The organism is Polaromonas sp. (assembly GCF_010365105.1).
GTDB lineage: Bacteria > Pseudomonadota > Gammaproteobacteria > Burkholderiales > Burkholderiaceae_C > Polaromonas.
Map to the genome: position 1 here is coordinate 43,873 of NZ_JAAFGZ010000005.1, position 14,124 is coordinate 57,996.

15 protein-coding genes are annotated in these 14,124 nt (G+C 64.1%); 8 read left to right on the forward strand and 7 right to left on the reverse strand.

The window, feature by feature from the left end; all coding sequences use genetic code 11:
• Positions 1–239: 239 nt before the first annotated feature.
• A complete protein-coding gene (locus tag GZ092_RS04325) occupies positions 240–1,400 on the forward strand; it encodes an alpha-hydroxy acid oxidase (RefSeq protein WP_293634708.1) in 1,161 nt (386 codons plus the stop codon).
• Between the two features lie 47 nt (positions 1,401–1,447).
• Here GZ092_RS04325 and GZ092_RS04330 read toward each other — a convergent pair whose 3' ends face one another.
• Together GZ092_RS04330 and GZ092_RS04335 are read right to left on the reverse strand one after the other, a co-directional pair.
• A complete protein-coding gene (locus GZ092_RS04330) occupies positions 1,448–2,269 on the reverse strand; it encodes an alpha/beta hydrolase (RefSeq protein WP_293634710.1) in 822 nt (273 codons plus the stop codon).
• Between the two features lie 184 nt (positions 2,270–2,453).
• On the reverse strand, positions 2,454–3,452 hold the full coding sequence (locus GZ092_RS04335; protein WP_293634712.1) for a tripartite tricarboxylate transporter substrate binding protein: 999 nt from the start codon (positions 3,450–3,452) through the stop codon (positions 2,454–2,456).
• A gap of 456 nt (positions 3,453–3,908) precedes the next feature.
• Here GZ092_RS04335 and GZ092_RS04340 point away from each other — a divergent pair, with 456 nt between their 5' ends.
• Complete coding sequence (locus GZ092_RS04340; RefSeq protein ID WP_293634975.1) at positions 3,909–5,111, forward strand: DNA polymerase IV; 1,203 nt, start codon at positions 3,909–3,911, stop codon at positions 5,109–5,111.
• Between the two features lie 169 nt (positions 5,112–5,280).
• On the opposite strand, the gene GZ092_RS04345 is transcribed toward GZ092_RS04340, so the two are convergent.
• Positions 5,281–5,460 carry a hypothetical protein gene (locus GZ092_RS04345; RefSeq protein ID WP_293634713.1) on the reverse strand — a complete coding sequence of 60 codons (180 nt, stop codon included), beginning with the start codon at positions 5,458–5,460 and terminating at the stop codon, positions 5,281–5,283.
• A gap of 69 nt (positions 5,461–5,529) precedes the next feature.
• Between GZ092_RS04345 and GZ092_RS04350 the strand changes: the two genes are divergently transcribed.
• The 6 genes from GZ092_RS04350 (at position 5,530) to GZ092_RS04375 (ending at position 9,413) form a co-directional block, all read left to right on the forward strand.
• Positions 5,530–5,898: a hypothetical protein gene (locus GZ092_RS04350; protein WP_293634714.1), complete on the forward strand. Its 369-nt coding sequence runs from the start codon at positions 5,530–5,532 to the stop codon at positions 5,896–5,898.
• Between the two features lie 186 nt (positions 5,899–6,084).
• Positions 6,085–7,008: a DUF3034 family protein gene (locus GZ092_RS04355; protein ID WP_293634977.1), complete on the forward strand. Its 924-nt coding sequence runs from the start codon at positions 6,085–6,087 to the stop codon at positions 7,006–7,008.
• 34 nt (positions 7,009–7,042) lie between these two features.
• Positions 7,043–7,486 carry a group 1 truncated hemoglobin gene (locus GZ092_RS04360; RefSeq protein ID WP_293634716.1) on the forward strand — a complete coding sequence of 148 codons (444 nt, stop codon included), beginning with the start codon at positions 7,043–7,045 and terminating at the stop codon, positions 7,484–7,486.
• 12 nt (positions 7,487–7,498) lie between these two features.
• Complete coding sequence (locus GZ092_RS04365; protein ID WP_293634718.1) at positions 7,499–8,158, forward strand: plastocyanin; 660 nt, start codon at positions 7,499–7,501, stop codon at positions 8,156–8,158.
• 84 nt (positions 8,159–8,242) lie between these two features.
• Entirely contained in the window at positions 8,243–8,554 is a 312-nt protein-coding gene (locus GZ092_RS04370; RefSeq protein WP_293634720.1) for a hypothetical protein, read from the forward strand.
• A gap of 13 nt (positions 8,555–8,567) precedes the next feature.
• Positions 8,568–9,413, forward strand: a complete 846-nt coding sequence (locus tag GZ092_RS04375) for an enoyl-CoA hydratase-related protein (RefSeq protein ID WP_293634722.1) — start codon at positions 8,568–8,570, stop codon at positions 9,411–9,413.
• 53 nt (positions 9,414–9,466) lie between these two features.
• On the opposite strand, the gene GZ092_RS04380 is transcribed toward GZ092_RS04375, so the two are convergent.
• The 4 genes from GZ092_RS04380 to GZ092_RS04395 all read right to left on the reverse strand — a co-directional run bounded on the left by GZ092_RS04380 (position 9,467) and on the right by GZ092_RS04395 (position 13,845).
• Positions 9,467–10,720 (reverse strand): HupE/UreJ family protein, encoded by a 1,254-nt coding sequence (locus tag GZ092_RS04380; RefSeq protein WP_293634724.1) that lies wholly within the window; start codon positions 10,718–10,720, stop codon positions 9,467–9,469.
• Positions 10,717–11,895 carry a hypothetical protein gene (locus GZ092_RS04385; RefSeq protein ID WP_293634726.1) on the reverse strand — a complete coding sequence of 393 codons (1,179 nt, stop codon included), beginning with the start codon at positions 11,893–11,895 and terminating at the stop codon, positions 10,717–10,719. The genes GZ092_RS04380 and GZ092_RS04385 overlap by 4 nt, the downstream gene beginning before the upstream one ends.
• Positions 11,896–12,038: 143 nt before the next feature.
• A complete protein-coding gene (locus GZ092_RS04390; protein WP_293634728.1) occupies positions 12,039–12,290 on the reverse strand; it encodes a hypothetical protein in 252 nt (83 codons plus the stop codon).
• A gap of 25 nt (positions 12,291–12,315) precedes the next feature.
• Positions 12,316–13,845: a DUF4331 domain-containing protein gene (locus tag GZ092_RS04395; protein WP_293634730.1), complete on the reverse strand. Its 1,530-nt coding sequence runs from the start codon at positions 13,843–13,845 to the stop codon at positions 12,316–12,318.
• Between the last annotated feature and the right edge of the window lie 279 nt (positions 13,846–14,124).

A 14,124-nucleotide genomic window follows, 5' to 3' on the forward strand; every position in this document is an offset into this window, starting at 1 on the left:
TGAAGTGGAGACAATTTCATTGTGCGAGCTTGTGAAAAACAAACACTGATGCGTGTCAACAGGCTTGCCTGCACCTGCCCTTGTCAAGCCGCTACCCAGCCCATGGCCCCTTGAACCGCCGGGTGCGCCACAAACCCGCCACCCGTGGACAGTTGAAATAAATTTCTTCCCTGCAAAATTTATTCACTCGCCAAACGCGCTCAAACCGCTAGCATCAGATGCTTCAGGAGACAAGCCAAATGACCGTAATCACCAACATCGAAGACCTGCGCGTACTGGCGCAAAAACGCGTTCCGCGCATGTTCTACGACTACGCCGATTCGGGCTCGTGGACCGAGGGCACCTACCGCGCCAACGAGGCGGATTTCCAGAAGATCAAGCTGCGCCAGCGCGTGGCGGTGAACATGGAAAACCGCACCACGGCCACGAAAATGGTCGGCATCGACGTGAAGATGCCGGTGGCGATTGCGCCCGTCGGCCTGACCGGCATGCAGCATGCCGACGGCGAGATCAAGGCGGCCAAGGCGGCTGAAAAGTTCGGCATTCCCTTCATCCTCTCGACCATGAGCATCTGCTCGATCGAGGATATCGCCGCCAACACGCAGCGCCCTTTCTGGTTCCAGCTCTACATGATGCGCGACCGCGAGGCCATGGCCGCCATGATCGAGCGCACCCGCAAGGCCGGCTGCGATGCGCTGGTGCTGACGCTGGACCTGCAGGTCATCGGCCAGCGCCACAAGGACCTGAAGAACGGCCTGACGGCACCGCCCCGGCCGACGATTGCCAACATCATCAACCTCATGATGAAGCCGCGCTGGTGCCTGGGCATGGCCGGCACGCGCCGCCACACCTTCGGCAACCTGGTCGGCCATGTCAAGGGCGTGAGCGACATGAATTCGCTGGCCTCCTGGACCAATGAGCAGTTCGACCCGCGCCTGTCATGGGCCGACGTCGCCTGGGTCAAGGAAAAATGGGGCGGCAAGCTGATTCTGAAGGGCATCCAGGATGTTGAAGACGCCCGGCTGGCGGTGCAAAGCGGCGCCGACGCCATCGTCGTGAGCAACCACGGCGGCCGCCAGCTCGACGGCGCGCCGTCAAGCATCTCGGCGCTGCCCGAGATCGTCGAAGCCGTGGGCCCGGACATCGAAGTGTGGATGGACGGCGGCATCCGTTCCGGCCAGGATGTGCTCAAGGCCTGGGCGCTGGGCGCGCGCGGCACGCTGATTGGCCGTGCCATGGTGTACGGCCTGGGCGCCATGGGCGAAGCCGGCGTGACCAAGGCGCTGCAGATCATCCACAAGGAACTCGACATCACCATGGCGTTTTGCGGCCGCACCGACATCAACACAGTGGACAAAAGCATCCTGCTGCCAGGGACGTTCGACTTCAAGAACCCTTGACCGCAGCCTGGAGGCGGCAGCTCTGCGCCCAGGTTGACAGCGCTTGATCAGCGCTTGAGGAAATCCAGCAGATCGCGCGTCACGCGCTCCTTCTCGGTGACCAGCAGGCCATGTGCCGCGCCTTCGTATTCCAGCAGGGTTGACCCGGCAATGCCCTTGGCCGCTGCCCGGCCGGCGGCGTCGATCGGCACGGTCTTGTCGCCGGTGCCGTGGATGATCAGTGTCGGCACCTTGAATGCGGCCAGGTCCGGTCGGAAGTCGGTGGTGGCAAATGCTGCCGCGCAGGCCAGCGTGGCCTTCAGGCTGGCCTGCATCGCCACCTGGCGCGACCAGTCGATGACTTCGTCGCTGACCGGGCTGGACAGCATGCCGACGCCGTAGAAATCCTCGAAGAACTTGCCGAAGAATTCGGCGCGGTCTTCCTTCATGCCCCGGGTCATCTTGTCGAACACCGCCTGGGCCGTGCCTTTGGGGTTGTCGTCGGTTTTCAGCATTAACGGCACGACCGACGACACCAGCACCGCCTTGGCCACCGATTTGCCGCCATGGCGCGACATGTAGCGCGCCACCTCGCCGCCGCCCATCGAAAAGCCGGCCAGCACCGCATCCTGCGCGCCGGTCTGCTCGATCACGGCGGCCAGGTCGTCGGACAGCGTGTCGTAGTCGTAGCCGCTCCACGGTTGCGAGGAACGGCCAAAACCCCGACGGTCATAGGCGATGGCACGGTAGCCGGCGTCCGCCAGTGCCATGGCATGGTCGTCCCAGCTGTCGGCCGACAGCGGCCAGCCATGCAGCAGGATGACGGGCTGGCCGCTGCCCCAGTCCTTGACGTACAACTCGGTCTGGTCGAGAGTGGTGACGGTGTTCATGGCGGCGGTTTCCTTGAAAAGGGTTGAACCGCTCATTCTTCAGGCATGCACTTGCCGGCGGTGTCGGTGAAAGCGGCCACCGGCTGTCAGCCCCCGTCGTCAAGAATCAAACACCCGTCCAGCGCTGGTCAAAGGGCAAGCGTGTAGCGTGCCAGGATGCTGGTCTGTCCCCGCAGCCTCCTGCTCAGTCGAGAGACAGGTGTCGTTCGCGGATCAGCTTGTGCCAGAACTTCGTTTCACGCCCGATGAAGCTGGCCAGCTGTGGTCCGTTGGACGGCGCGACTTCCAGGCCAAACTCCTCCAGCCGCGATTTCACTTCCGGCACCAGGATGGCTTTTTGCATCTCGGCCGACAGCAATGCCGCGATGTCGGGCGGCGTGCCTTTCGGAACAAACAGCCCCTGCCAGGCGACAGCCGAGAAATTCGGCACGCCCGACTCGGCCAGCGTCGGCACGTTGGGCAAGGCGGCAATGCGCTGGGGCGACAACACCGCCAGAGCGCGCACCTTGCCGGCGCGAATCTGCGCCAGGCCGCCGGCGGTATCGACGATCATCATGGGCAACTGCCCGCCCATCACGTCCTGGATCGCCATGGCCGTGCCCCGGTAGGGCACATGCACGATGTAGCTGCCGGTGCGCTCCTTGATCAGCTCCATCGCCAGGTGGTGCGGGCTGCCGGCGCCGGGCGAGGCATAGCTGTAAACGCCCGGAGAGCGCTTGACCGCCGCCAGCCACTGGCGCGCGCTGGTGAACGGGCTATCGGGGTTGACCACCAGAATCAGCGGAAAGCCGGCCATGTAGCCCAGCGGCGTGAAGTCGTCTGGGCTGTAGGGCAGCTTCTTGTACAGCGCGGTGTTCAGCACCATGGCGCCGTTGTCGCCCGTCACCATCGTGTAGCCGTCGGCGGGCGCCTTGGACGCCGCGTCGGTGCCGATGATGCCGGCCGCGCCGGGGCGGTTGTCGATGATGATGGACTGGCCGAGCTGCCTGCCCATCTGCAGGGACAGGTGGCGCGCCAGGAAATCCTGGCCGCCACCGGCCGGGTAGGCGACGATCCAGCGGATCGGCTTGGCCGGCCAGGCCTTTTGCGCCAGCGCCTGCGGGCTGGCCAGGGCCAGCGCAGCGGCAGCGCCCAGCGCGGTGTGGAGCATGGAACGGCGGGACAAGGCAATGGGAACGGTCACGAAAACACCTCTGGAAAGTTCAACAACGGGGGCTGCGTTGCCCGGAAAAAAAACGCCGCCTCAACGCGCAATTTGCGTGCCGTGATTGTGACCCCTGCACCTGCGGCGGAACTGACGAGTCGCCCCGCGAGGTGGATGGCGAACTGGTTTCATGGCCTCAATCAGCCCTTGGCGCATGCCGGGCTTGTGCAAGCAGCTATGAAATCAATAGCCGATGACGGGAAATATATCTGCCGACAGACCGCAGGGTTTTTACTCCTTGAGGACGTTGACTCCAATGGCAGCGTGGCGCCTGAACGGAAAACAAGCTGCAGAACATTCGCACCCGGCGGCGCAAGGGCTTTCTGCCACGAAAGCGTCGCCCGAAGCGCGGCACAATCCTGTGCTGTGACTCCCGAGCCTGCAACAACCGCCCACAAGCTCCCCGCCCTGCCCCGGCGCATTGCCCACCTTGACATGGATGCCTTCTTCGCATCGGTCGAGCTGCTGCGCTATCCGCAGCTCAAGGGCCTGCCGGTGGTGATTGGCGGCGGGCGGCGCACGGTCGATGAAGCGCTGATGGCCCAGCATGGCGAGCGGGCGCTGCGCTTTATTCCGGTGGCTGAATTCCCGCTGCTGAAAGACTACGTAGGCCGGGGCGTCATCACCACCGCCACCTATCCTGCGCGTCAATTTGGCGTCGGTTCAGCCATGGGCCTGATGAAGGCGGCCCGGCTGTGCCCGCAGGCGATCGTGCTGCCGGTTGATTTCGACGAGATTCGCCGCTTCTCGCGACTTTTCAAAAGCACGATTGCCGAGGTCGCGCCCCTGGTGCAGGACCGGGGCATCGACGAGGTGTACATCGACTTCACCGACGTGCCGGGTGGCCAGCGGGAGGGCGGACGGGCGCTGGCCCGGCTGATCCAGCGGGCGATCTTTGAAAAGACCGGCCTGACCTGCTCCATCGGCGTGGCGCCCAACAAGCTGCTGGCCAAGATGGCGAGCGAGTTCGACAAGCCCAACGGCATTTCGATTGTCCAGCAGGCCGATCTGCAAGGCCGCATCTGGCCGCTCAACGTGCGCAAGATCAACGGCATTGGCCCCAAGGCGGGTGAAAAGCTGGCCGCCCTGGGCATCCAGACCATCGGCGAGCTGGCCGCGCAGGACCGGCAATTCCTGATCGGCCAGTTTGGCAAGGCTTCGGGCGCCTGGATGCACGAGGTGGCCTGGGGCCGCGACGACAGCCCGGTCGAGACGACCAGCGAGCCGGTCAGCATGAGCCGCGAAACCACCTTCGAGCGCGATTTGCATGCGGTGCGTGACAAGGCCGAATTGGGCGCGATCTTTACCCGTCTGTGCGAGCAGGTGGCAGCCGATTTGCAGCACAAGGGCTATGTCGCCAGGACCATCGGCATTAAGCTGCGCTACAACGACTTCAGGATTGCCACGCGCGACCAGACAGCACCGGCCCATACCGACGACGCCCGCACCATTCGCCAGATTGCCGGCCAGTGCCTCAAGCGCGTGCCGCTGGATCAGCGGTTGCGATTGCTCGGGGTTCGCGCCGGCGCGCTGACAAAAGCGGGTCAGGCGCCTGTTTATGAAGAAAAAAGCCCTTCTGCGCAGACCGGACGGGCGCAGGCAGCTACCAAAACCATAGTGAACTACACACTTTTCTAACCGGGGCAGTGCGCCATGCCCGGCAAAGTGCAGCAACTGGACAGTGACACGGAAAAAGTGCCGAGCCGGCGGGGAAAGCCCCGAGAACCAGGGTGGTGGGCCACATGGTGCATCACCCTGAGTCCATTTTTGTTGAGACGGCGTCCGCTAGCCTGCGAATAGTTGAATTTCACGCGATCAGGCGGTGCAGGCCTGCTCCGCGGATGCGCAGACGATCCACAAGATACACAGGGTCGGCTTCGTGGTCATGATGCTGCTGGACACCGCGCTGTCCTGACAGCATTGCATCAGCAAAAAAGAACATCCCCGAGACATCTGCCTTGGTGGAAGGTGCCTTCGGGGAAGTCAACGGCGTGCCCTGTCAGGCCGCCTGAAAAAACCATTTCAGTTGCGGTCTGCTCGGGCGAGGCGCGTGGCCATGGTGGAGCCCGTGCCAGTGCCAGTGCCTGTGCCGCCGCTGCTGTTGCTCGTCATGCCAGCACCCGAATTCATGTTGGCGCCGGAAACCGTGGCTGTACCACCCATGCCGGAGGCCCCGCCAATGCCTGTCGCGCCGGCGCCGGTCGTGCTGCCCGGGGTGGTGCTGGAAGCTGCAGGTCCGGTTTGCGCCTGCGCTAATCCGAAGCTGCCGGCCAATGCGGCCACTGCCAAGGCAGTGGCCATCAAGAGCGCCGAAAAAACCCAACAATTCTGGCCAACTACCATGGCCTTCACGGACGAAAATTCGGTGATCTTTGCCAAGCGATCACTGCATCGGCGAAAAAAATCTTTTCCGCTATTTTCCTGATAGCAAACAATCGAATTGCAGCAAGCGGGAAATGTCTTTTTGACATAAAAATTTTCTGCCCAATTGCCAGCTGATCCGTTGCTTGCAGGCTGAACAGGCAGCCCGGTGAATCCAGCCCCGCATGGACTGCGTATCAAGTGCTCACACAAAACACGTTTTCATACGACTAGCCAGGACCGAACCTTGATGCACACCCGACCCGCCTTTGCGCTGCTTGCAGCCTGCGCCCTGCTTCTGGGCAGCGCCAACGCACAGGCCGACACCGGCAAACTGCTGCTGACCGGAGGCGTCAGCACGATCGAAGGCGCGGCCGGTGGCGGACTCACGCCGTGGGCGGTGATAGGCAGCAATGCGACCGAAGGCGAAGTGGGCGCTTCGGCCTATCTGACGAAAGTCGGCACGCGCGACTACGGCCTGAACAGCTACGGCGCGGCCGTCGGCATTCATGACCGCTACGAGCTGTCCATCGCGCAGCAGGACCTGGACACGCGCGGCACCGGCACGGCGCTGGGCCTGCCCGGCCTGCACCTGAAACAGACCATCGTCGGCGCCAAGCTGCGCGTGCTCGGCGACGCGGTGCTTGACAGCGACACGCTGGTGCCACAGGTGGCCGTTGGCGTGCAGTTCCGGCAACTCGGCTCGACCGGCCTGGATGCCACCCTGGATGCACTGGGCGCCAAACGCCACGGCACCGATTTTTACGTCAGCGCCACCAAGCTGCTGCTGGGCCAGAGCCTGCTGCTCAATGGCACGCTGCGCGCCACCCAGGCCAACCAGAACGGCCTGCTGGGCTTTGGCGCCAGGCTGGGCGGCGACGAAAGCGGCTACCGCCTGCAGCCCGAGCTTTCAGCGGCCTATCTGCTGAGCCGTAACGTTGCCGTGGGCGCCGAATACCGTTTCATGCGCAACCGGCTGGAAAACGCCGGCCGCGTCGCCGGGCTGGGCAATGGCCTGCGCGCCAGCGACTGGAAGGATGTGTTCATCGCCTGGGCGCCGAACAAGCATTTTTCGCTGACGCTGGCCTATGTCGATCTGGGCGTGATCGTGCCGGCCACCACCGGCAGCCGCCGGCAGACCGGTTACTACCTGTCGGCACAGGCCGCTTTCTAAACCCACGCCCGCCGACCCCACGCAAGGAATCCCCGTGAAAAAACCCCTTCTCGCTTTCATCCTGGCCGCAGCCGGCTGCCTGACAGCTGGCCTGTCCAGCGCCCAGACGACTTCAATGAACGACCAGCTCTACAAAGCCTTTGGCGAAAAAGCCGGCTTGGTGACGCTGATGGACGACTTCATGACGCGTTTGCTGGCGGACCCGCGCACCGGCCCGCACTTCAAGCCGGCCAACCAGCAGCATGTCAAGGAGCAACTGGTCGAGCAGTTTTGTGCGCTCGGCGGCGGTCCCTGCGTTTACCAGGGCGCCGACATGAAAACCGCACATGCCGAACTGGACATCCGCAAGTCGGACTTTCATGCGCTGGTCGAGGTACTGCAGCGCAGCATGGACGCGCAAGGAATTGCCTTTGCCCGGCAAAACCAGATGCTGGCCCTGCTGGCACCCATGCACAGCGACACCATCACGGTTCGCTAAACAGGAAGCATCATGAAAAAATTACTGATTTCCAGCGCCTTGCTGGTTCTATGCACAGGCGCGCTGGCCGGCAGCCTGAGCGTTGCGGTCGTTGACAAGGAAGGCAAACCCGTGCCTGACGCCATCGTGCGGGTCTTTCCATCTGACAAATCGGCACAGCCCAAGACAGCGTTGCCCGCGCAGGCCACCATCACGCAGGAAAAAATGCAGTTCCTGCCCAACGTGACGCTGGTGCCCGTGGGCGCCAAACTGAGTTTCATCAACAACGACCCGTGGGACCACCATGTGCGTTCGTCGCCTGCGGGCCTGGGCCAGTTCAATGCCACGCAGGCGGGCTTTGAATTGCGCCTTGAAGGCAAGAGCGCCGGCAAGCCGTCCAAACCCGCCGAGGTCACGCTGCCCAAGGCAGGCGCGCTGAGCGCCACGCTGCTGGGCTGCTTCATTCATGGCTCGATGCGCGGCTATGTCTATGCCAGCGAGACGCCCTGGGCCGCCAAGACCAGCGCCGAAGGGCTGGCCGTGTTCGACGACCTGCCCGAGGGCGCAGCGCAGGTGAAGGTCTGGCAGGCAGACCAGCTGATCGACCTGGCGCCACAGTCGTTCAGCGTGTCGGCGTTGCCCGGCAAGCTGGGCATGCAGCTTGGCGTGGTGCCTCGCCGACGCCGGAGTTAAACCTCCCGACACAAATACGGTGCCAATCGGCGTTGACAAAAACTTTCTCGAAACTTACTTTGAACGCCTCGCATGGAGGTTTTCATGTCATCAACCGGCCAGTTTCAGAACAGAAGGCCCTGGGACCGCGTCACGCTGGCGCAACTGCAGCGCGTCAAGCAGTGGCGTGAAGCGCAGTACGGTGCGCATCCGCTGGAGCGCCAGGTTTGGGAGGCGGTGCTGACGCTGTGGATGACGGGCTGGATGGGCTGGCTGCCTGCGTTTGCCTTCGACGCCGACTGGGCCTACCCGCTGTGTCTGTTGGGCATGTACGCACCCAGCCTGTATGTGTACTGGCGTGCGCGCGCCCATGCGTCGCAGCGTCTCAGGTGTGACTGGATTGATCTGCTTCGCTGATTAAAGTGCGGACATGAACAATCTCACCTGCTTCAAACTGACCATTTCCGGGCACATTGCCCACTTGGTGCTCAGCCGCCCCGATACGCTGAACACCATGAACCCGGCTTTCTGGCGCGAGCTGGACCAGGTGCTGATGCAGCTGCACAAGTCGGCCGACGCCCGCGTGCTGGTGATCTCCAGCACCGGCAAGCATTTCAGCGCGGGCATGGCGCTGGACACCTTTGCCGGCAGCAGCACGCTGGACGACCAGAGCGCCGAAGGCCGCGCCGCCATCTTCGACCTGCTGGCCGGCATGCAGGCCACGTTTACCCAACTCGAAACCCTGCGCATCCCGGTGATAGCCGCGATCCAGGGCGGCTGCATTGGCGGCGCAGTTGACATGGTGACGGCCTGCTGCCTGCGCTATGCCACGGCCGATGCGTTTTTCTGCATCCAGGAAATCAACATCGGCATGGTGGCCGACGTGGGCACGCTGCAGCGCCTGCCCAAGCTGATGCCGCTGGCGGTGGTGAAAGAGCTGGCCTATACCGGCCGCAAGCTGGGCGCCGCCAGGGCGCTGGCCTATGGTCTGGTCAATGAAGTGTTCGACTCGCCCGAAGCCCTGCTGGCTGGCGCGATGCAATGCGCCAGGGAGATTGCCGCCAAGCCGCCCGTTGCCATCTGGGGCACCAAGCAGGCGGTGCATTACGCACGCGACCATTCGGTGGACGACGCGCTCAAGCAGATGGGCTGGCTGCAAGGCGCGATCTGGAGCAACCAGCATGTGCGCGAATCCATGCGGGCGATGAAGGAAAAGCGCGCCGGCAGCTTTCCCGACCTCGCCGCACTTCAATATTTCAATGAAAACGGCCTGTAGCGCATACCGGGCTGGCGCAAGCAGCTATTGATTCAATAGCATTAACCCGCCTATCAACCGATCCGTTGCCAGAACCACCAGCTGGCCAGCAGGACCAGCAGCACCGATCCGCCGCGCACCACCACCTGGGCGTACCACGACCTGCCCACCAGCACCTGCGACACCAGCACCCAGCCCAGCACGGCCGTCAGCTGACCGGCTTCCACGCCCAGGTTGAACCCGGCCAGCGCCCAGGGCAGCAGCCCGCCGGGCGCTGCGGCTTCGAGCAGCAGGCCGGCAAAGCCAAAGCCGTGGACCATGCCAAACAGCAACGCCAGCACGTCAAAGCGGATCCATTTCACCGGCCGCAGGTTGAGCAGCGCGGTCACCACAATCGACAGCGCAATCGCCGGCTCGACCCACAGCGGCGACGCCTGCGTCAAGCCAAACGTCGCCAATATCAGGGTGATGGAATGGCCCACCGTGAAGGCCGTCACGGTGCGCAGCAGGGCCATCCAGGTGGCACGGTTGGCATAGACCGCCGCCCTGCGCTCAGGATGCTCGCGCAGCAGCGCGGCGGGTGGACTGCGCTGCAAACTCAGCTGCAGCGGCAGCACCAGCGCCAGCAGGAAAGCCAGATGGTCATAGCCCTGCAGCAAATGGTGAACCCCGAGGCTGAAATAGTCGCGCAGCGCCGACCAGCGGTTGGAGGCGCCGGGGCTCTGGGCCTGCGCACCGCCTTCGGCCACTGCTACGCTTGTCACCCCGGAACTGAGCAACAGGCTGCCCTGCTGCGGCGACACGGTGCTCAGCAGGTCCTTGCCGCCAATGCGGCCAGCCACCAGCAGGCGATGGGTCGAATCCTGGTCTTTCAGCAGTACATAGTGAAAGCGCAGGGCTTGTCCGGCGGGGCAGCGGGCGGTTGCTGCGGCGCGCAGATAAACACCATCGCTGCGGCGCTCCAGGCCGTCGCTTTGCCAATCGAGCCGGCACGCTCCCGGCGCGCCAGCGGGCACCTCCAGCCTGGCCTGCTGGTTGAACAAGGCCAGCGCCTGCGGCGTTGCGGCCTTGGCTTCGCCCCAGGTCACGCGGCCGTCGGCATTGGCGTCCATCGGCACGACCAGGTCCAGGTCCCGAATCGCCACCGCCAGCACGAACCTGAGGTCCCGGAGCGATCCGGCGCTTTCGGCACTTTCGGCGGCTGGCTGCTGCACCTCCAGGTAGGCATCACTGCCCTTGTGCGCCCGTGCGGGGCTGCAAGCCAGCCCCAGGGCCAGCGCCAGCAGCCAGCCGGTTTGCCTCAGCGGGCGAAGCAGCGCCCGCATCATTTGGCGGCCTTGGCCGTGGCGGCGATGGCCGCAAGTCGCACATCATGCAGGCCGGCCGCCTGAATGGCACTGCCAATTTCTGCCAGCGCCAGTTTGTCATTGGCCTGCCTGGCGCTTTGCAGCGCGACCCACCAGTCCAGCGGCTCGCGCTGCAGCTGGAGGTTGCGCCTGGCCAATGGCAGCGCACTTGCTGCATCGTCGTCCAGCCACAAGGCCGCCAGCGCCAGTTCGCGCCCGTGCAGCGTTGTGTCGTCACCGCGCCGCGCCAACTCGTCCATGCGCGACTGCAGCACCTGGCGCCCGGCTTTCCAGCGCGCATCCCCCAGGCGCTTCCAGGCGGTGGCCTGGCGCAGTACGACGGCATCGGTTTCAGGCAGCGGCGTGAGCAGCTTCAGCGCCTGGGCGGTCTTGCCGGTGCGCAGCAGCAGGTCGCTGAAGGCAATGGCGGTGTAAAGATCGTGCTCGGCCGCCAGGCTGCGCGTGTAGGCGTCGGCGGCTTGCGCATCGCGCCCAGAGCGCTCATCGCTTTCCGCCAGCAGCGACAGCAACCAGCTGCGCTGGCCGGCATCGGTGGTCTGGTTGATCAGCGCCTGAAAGCCTTGCCCTGCCATCGGGTTCTGGCCCTGCAGCGACTGGGTCTCCAGGCGGCAGGCGTCGGCATACAGCGCCTGACCTGCACGCGCCACCGCATCGCAGGCGGCCAGCGACTCGGCATAGCGGGACGAAAGGCGTTCGAGCGACGCCAGGTTCAGCCAGCCCTGCGCGTGGCCGGGTGCGCGCGCCAGCGCCGCCGTGAGCACCTTTCGCGACGCCGCAAATTCATGCCGGCCCTGCTGCACGGTGGCTTGCAAAACGGCCAGATCGGCGGGTGCATCAGGCCGGTCCCACCACGGGGCCAGCGTCGCCTGCGCACGGCCCCAATAGCGTGTGTCGCCGGTCTGCCGGGCCACGCCAATGTCTTCCCGGGCCTGCTTTGCCGCCGCCACCGGATCACTGGCCTGCACGCTGGCTGGCGACGCCGCAGTTGCCTGTGCCGGACGATGGCGCGTCACGGCCGGCAGGACTTCCAGAACTTCATCGTCGCGCACGGGCTGCACCGCAGTCGCCGCTGCGGCATTGATCTGTACCGCCAGCAGCAAACCTGCCAGCGCCATGAGTTTGGAAAAACGTTGCATCTTCGGTGCTTTCATCGGCGCAGACATCAGGCGCAGCACACCGGCCCACAAGCCGGTGCGCTGCCATCACCCAAAAAATTTACAAAAAAAAATGGCCCGGCAATCGATGCATCTCGACTGCCGGGCCACATCACCCCTTGCGTTTACTGCAAGGGTGCCGGTTCCGAGGTGTCGTCAGCCGCCAGGGTCAGCGGGTTGACGTCAACCGGGTCGGTGTTCTCGCCATTGCTGGCGATCAGTCCGTTGATGTAGCCGACCACATCGGTGATGGTCTGGGCGACCGGCCCGGGCGGCGGACCACCGGCGCCATGGTCGTCGTTGTTGCCGCCGCAGCCGGCGAGCAGCGCGGCGGACAGCGCGGCGCCGGCCATCAGTCTTGCGTTAATGGTGAACATGGTGTTTCCTTGTCTGGCGGGCCAATTACTTGGTGCCCGCAAGCGGGGTGTTGAGGTAAGGGAAAACCTGCTTGAAGTCGGTCGCGCTGGCACGCACACCGTCCACAAAGGCCACGCCGCCGGCCGGTGCATCGGCGGGCTTGCAGCCCACCTTCAGCTTGTCGGTGTCGCCGGTCAGCACGCACAGCGCGCCCATGGCCACCCGCAGCGACACGTCCACCACGTCGTCGCCCAGGCGACGGCCGTTCGGGAAGCCGGCGTTGTCGCCTGCCGCCACGCCCAGCGCATTTTGCGAAGCAGCTGGCGTGGCAGCAATCGACGTGTTCAGCCGCAGCATCTCGGCCAGCGGACCGCCCATGCCCAGGCCCGTGATGTTGGCCGGCCGGTTGACCGTGGGCAGTCCGGTCAGGAAGGCGCTCATCAGGTCGGTGCGCGGGAAGTTGGTGGGCGCCTTGGCGCCAAACAGCTTTTCAAGCAACGCGGGCAGCGTCGGATTGGTCACGTAGTCGGCAAAGTTTGCGGCATCGTTGAACGGCTTGTTACCGTTGAACTTGTCCTTGTCCTTCAAGCCGATCACGACCTCGTTCACCAGCGGCATGCCCAGACGCGACACCTGCGTCCAGGCACCACCGGCTTTTTCGCTGGCCTGCAGGCCGGACGGCGGTGCGCCATTGAGCAGGCGGCCCTGGCGCAGGCTGGCCGTGGTCCAGCCGCCAATGACCTTTTCACTGCCCTGCGTCAGGCAGCTGGCCGGCACTTCAAGCGCCAGCGAGGTGACGTTCTTGTCTTCCAGTTCGCCGAACTTGCCGCCTGCTGCCGCATTGGCCTCGTTGGTGATGAAGGAAGCAGGCGCGTTGACCAAATCGAAAATCACACCCAGGTTGACCGAGAACGCTTCCTTGCGCTGGCCGACAAATACCTTGCCGGGCGTGGCGCAGCCGGGAATGTTGATGCTCTGGATGTAGGAGTTGGCATAGCCTTCGTAGCTGCCGCCGGGGAAGGTCTTGGTGCCGATGTAGTCGATCGGCTTGCCAAAGGTCTTGCCGCCACCAGCGGTCGTGACGGCCTCGCGTTTTCCGCTGCGGCGGTCGCCGCGTACCACGTTCAGGGTGAAGCTTTCGGTGTAGCTCAGCGGCGCGTCGGGGGCATTGGTCACGGCGCCAGCCTGGCGCAGGGGAATCGACACGTTCTTGCCGCCGATGGGCAAGGTGATGCCGGCGCCATTGTTGGCCAGTTCGTTCTTGAACTGGAACTGGAAGGTGATGTCTTCCTTGCCGTCACCGTTGTTGTCCAGATGGATTTCATACAGCGCGTTCGGGTCGAGCGAGAAATAATTGGGGCCGCCGTAGGCATCCTGCAGCGGCAGGTAGTTGGCAATCAGCGTGACGTTGCCGGTCTTGCCCGCCTCGTAGCTGTTGAACATGTAGAAGTCGGTGCCATCGACCTTGGGGGCGGTGGTGATGAACGGCGCTTCGCGGTGGCTAGACGCCATGGCGCCGCCGGCGGCGGCGAGCAGCAGGCACGCGCTGGCGATACGCCCAATTTTCGTTTTCATGTTGATCTCCTTGTTTTCGGGTTTACAGCGGTTGCTGTGCCAGAAGGTACGTCAACCAGCTGCAAACCGGATTCAGGAGAAATTCAAAACAGGGTTAGAGGCGAATTCGTCCTACAAATTGGCGCTGGAACACGTCTGGAATTGTTACTTGGCCAAAAAAGCGGGAAATGTCGGGTTACGCCTTCGGCTAACCCGACCTGCGCAAGAGCTTCGCAGTTTCGCAGGTCGGCCTGGCGAAGCGCAAGCCGATATCTGCAAGCAAAAACAGCACTTTGCGCA

What these genes read in the sequence shown, in the direction of transcription:
- GZ092_RS04395 (WP_293634730.1), bottom strand. Translation starts at nt 13,845, where the DNA reads ATGAAAACGAAAATTGGGCGTATCGCCAGCGCGTGCCTGCTGCTCGCC.
- GZ092_RS04355 (WP_293634977.1), top strand. Translation starts at nt 6,085, where the DNA reads ATGCACACCCGACCCGCCTTTGCGCTGCTTGCAGCCTGCGCCCTGCTT.
- GZ092_RS04325 (WP_293634708.1), top strand. Translation starts at nt 240, where the DNA reads ATGACCGTAATCACCAACATCGAAGACCTGCGCGTACTGGCGCAAAAA.
- GZ092_RS04340 (WP_293634975.1), top strand. Translation starts at nt 3,909, where the DNA reads ATGGATGCCTTCTTCGCATCGGTCGAGCTGCTGCGCTATCCGCAGCTC.
- GZ092_RS04380 (WP_293634724.1), bottom strand. Translation starts at nt 10,720, where the DNA reads ATGATGCGGGCGCTGCTTCGCCCGCTGAGGCAAACCGGCTGGCTGCTG.
- GZ092_RS04385 (WP_293634726.1), bottom strand. Translation starts at nt 11,895, where the DNA reads ATGCAACGTTTTTCCAAACTCATGGCGCTGGCAGGTTTGCTGCTGGCG.
- GZ092_RS04375 (WP_293634722.1), top strand. Translation starts at nt 8,568, where the DNA reads ATGAACAATCTCACCTGCTTCAAACTGACCATTTCCGGGCACATTGCC.
- GZ092_RS04390 (WP_293634728.1), bottom strand. Translation starts at nt 12,290, where the DNA reads ATGTTCACCATTAACGCAAGACTGATGGCCGGCGCCGCGCTGTCCGCC.
- GZ092_RS04365 (WP_293634718.1), top strand. Translation starts at nt 7,499, where the DNA reads ATGAAAAAATTACTGATTTCCAGCGCCTTGCTGGTTCTATGCACAGGC.
- GZ092_RS04330 (WP_293634710.1), bottom strand. Translation starts at nt 2,269, where the DNA reads ATGAACACCGTCACCACTCTCGACCAGACCGAGTTGTACGTCAAGGAC.
- GZ092_RS04350 (WP_293634714.1), top strand. Translation starts at nt 5,530, where the DNA reads ATGGTGGAGCCCGTGCCAGTGCCAGTGCCTGTGCCGCCGCTGCTGTTG.
- GZ092_RS04370 (WP_293634720.1), top strand. Translation starts at nt 8,243, where the DNA reads ATGTCATCAACCGGCCAGTTTCAGAACAGAAGGCCCTGGGACCGCGTC.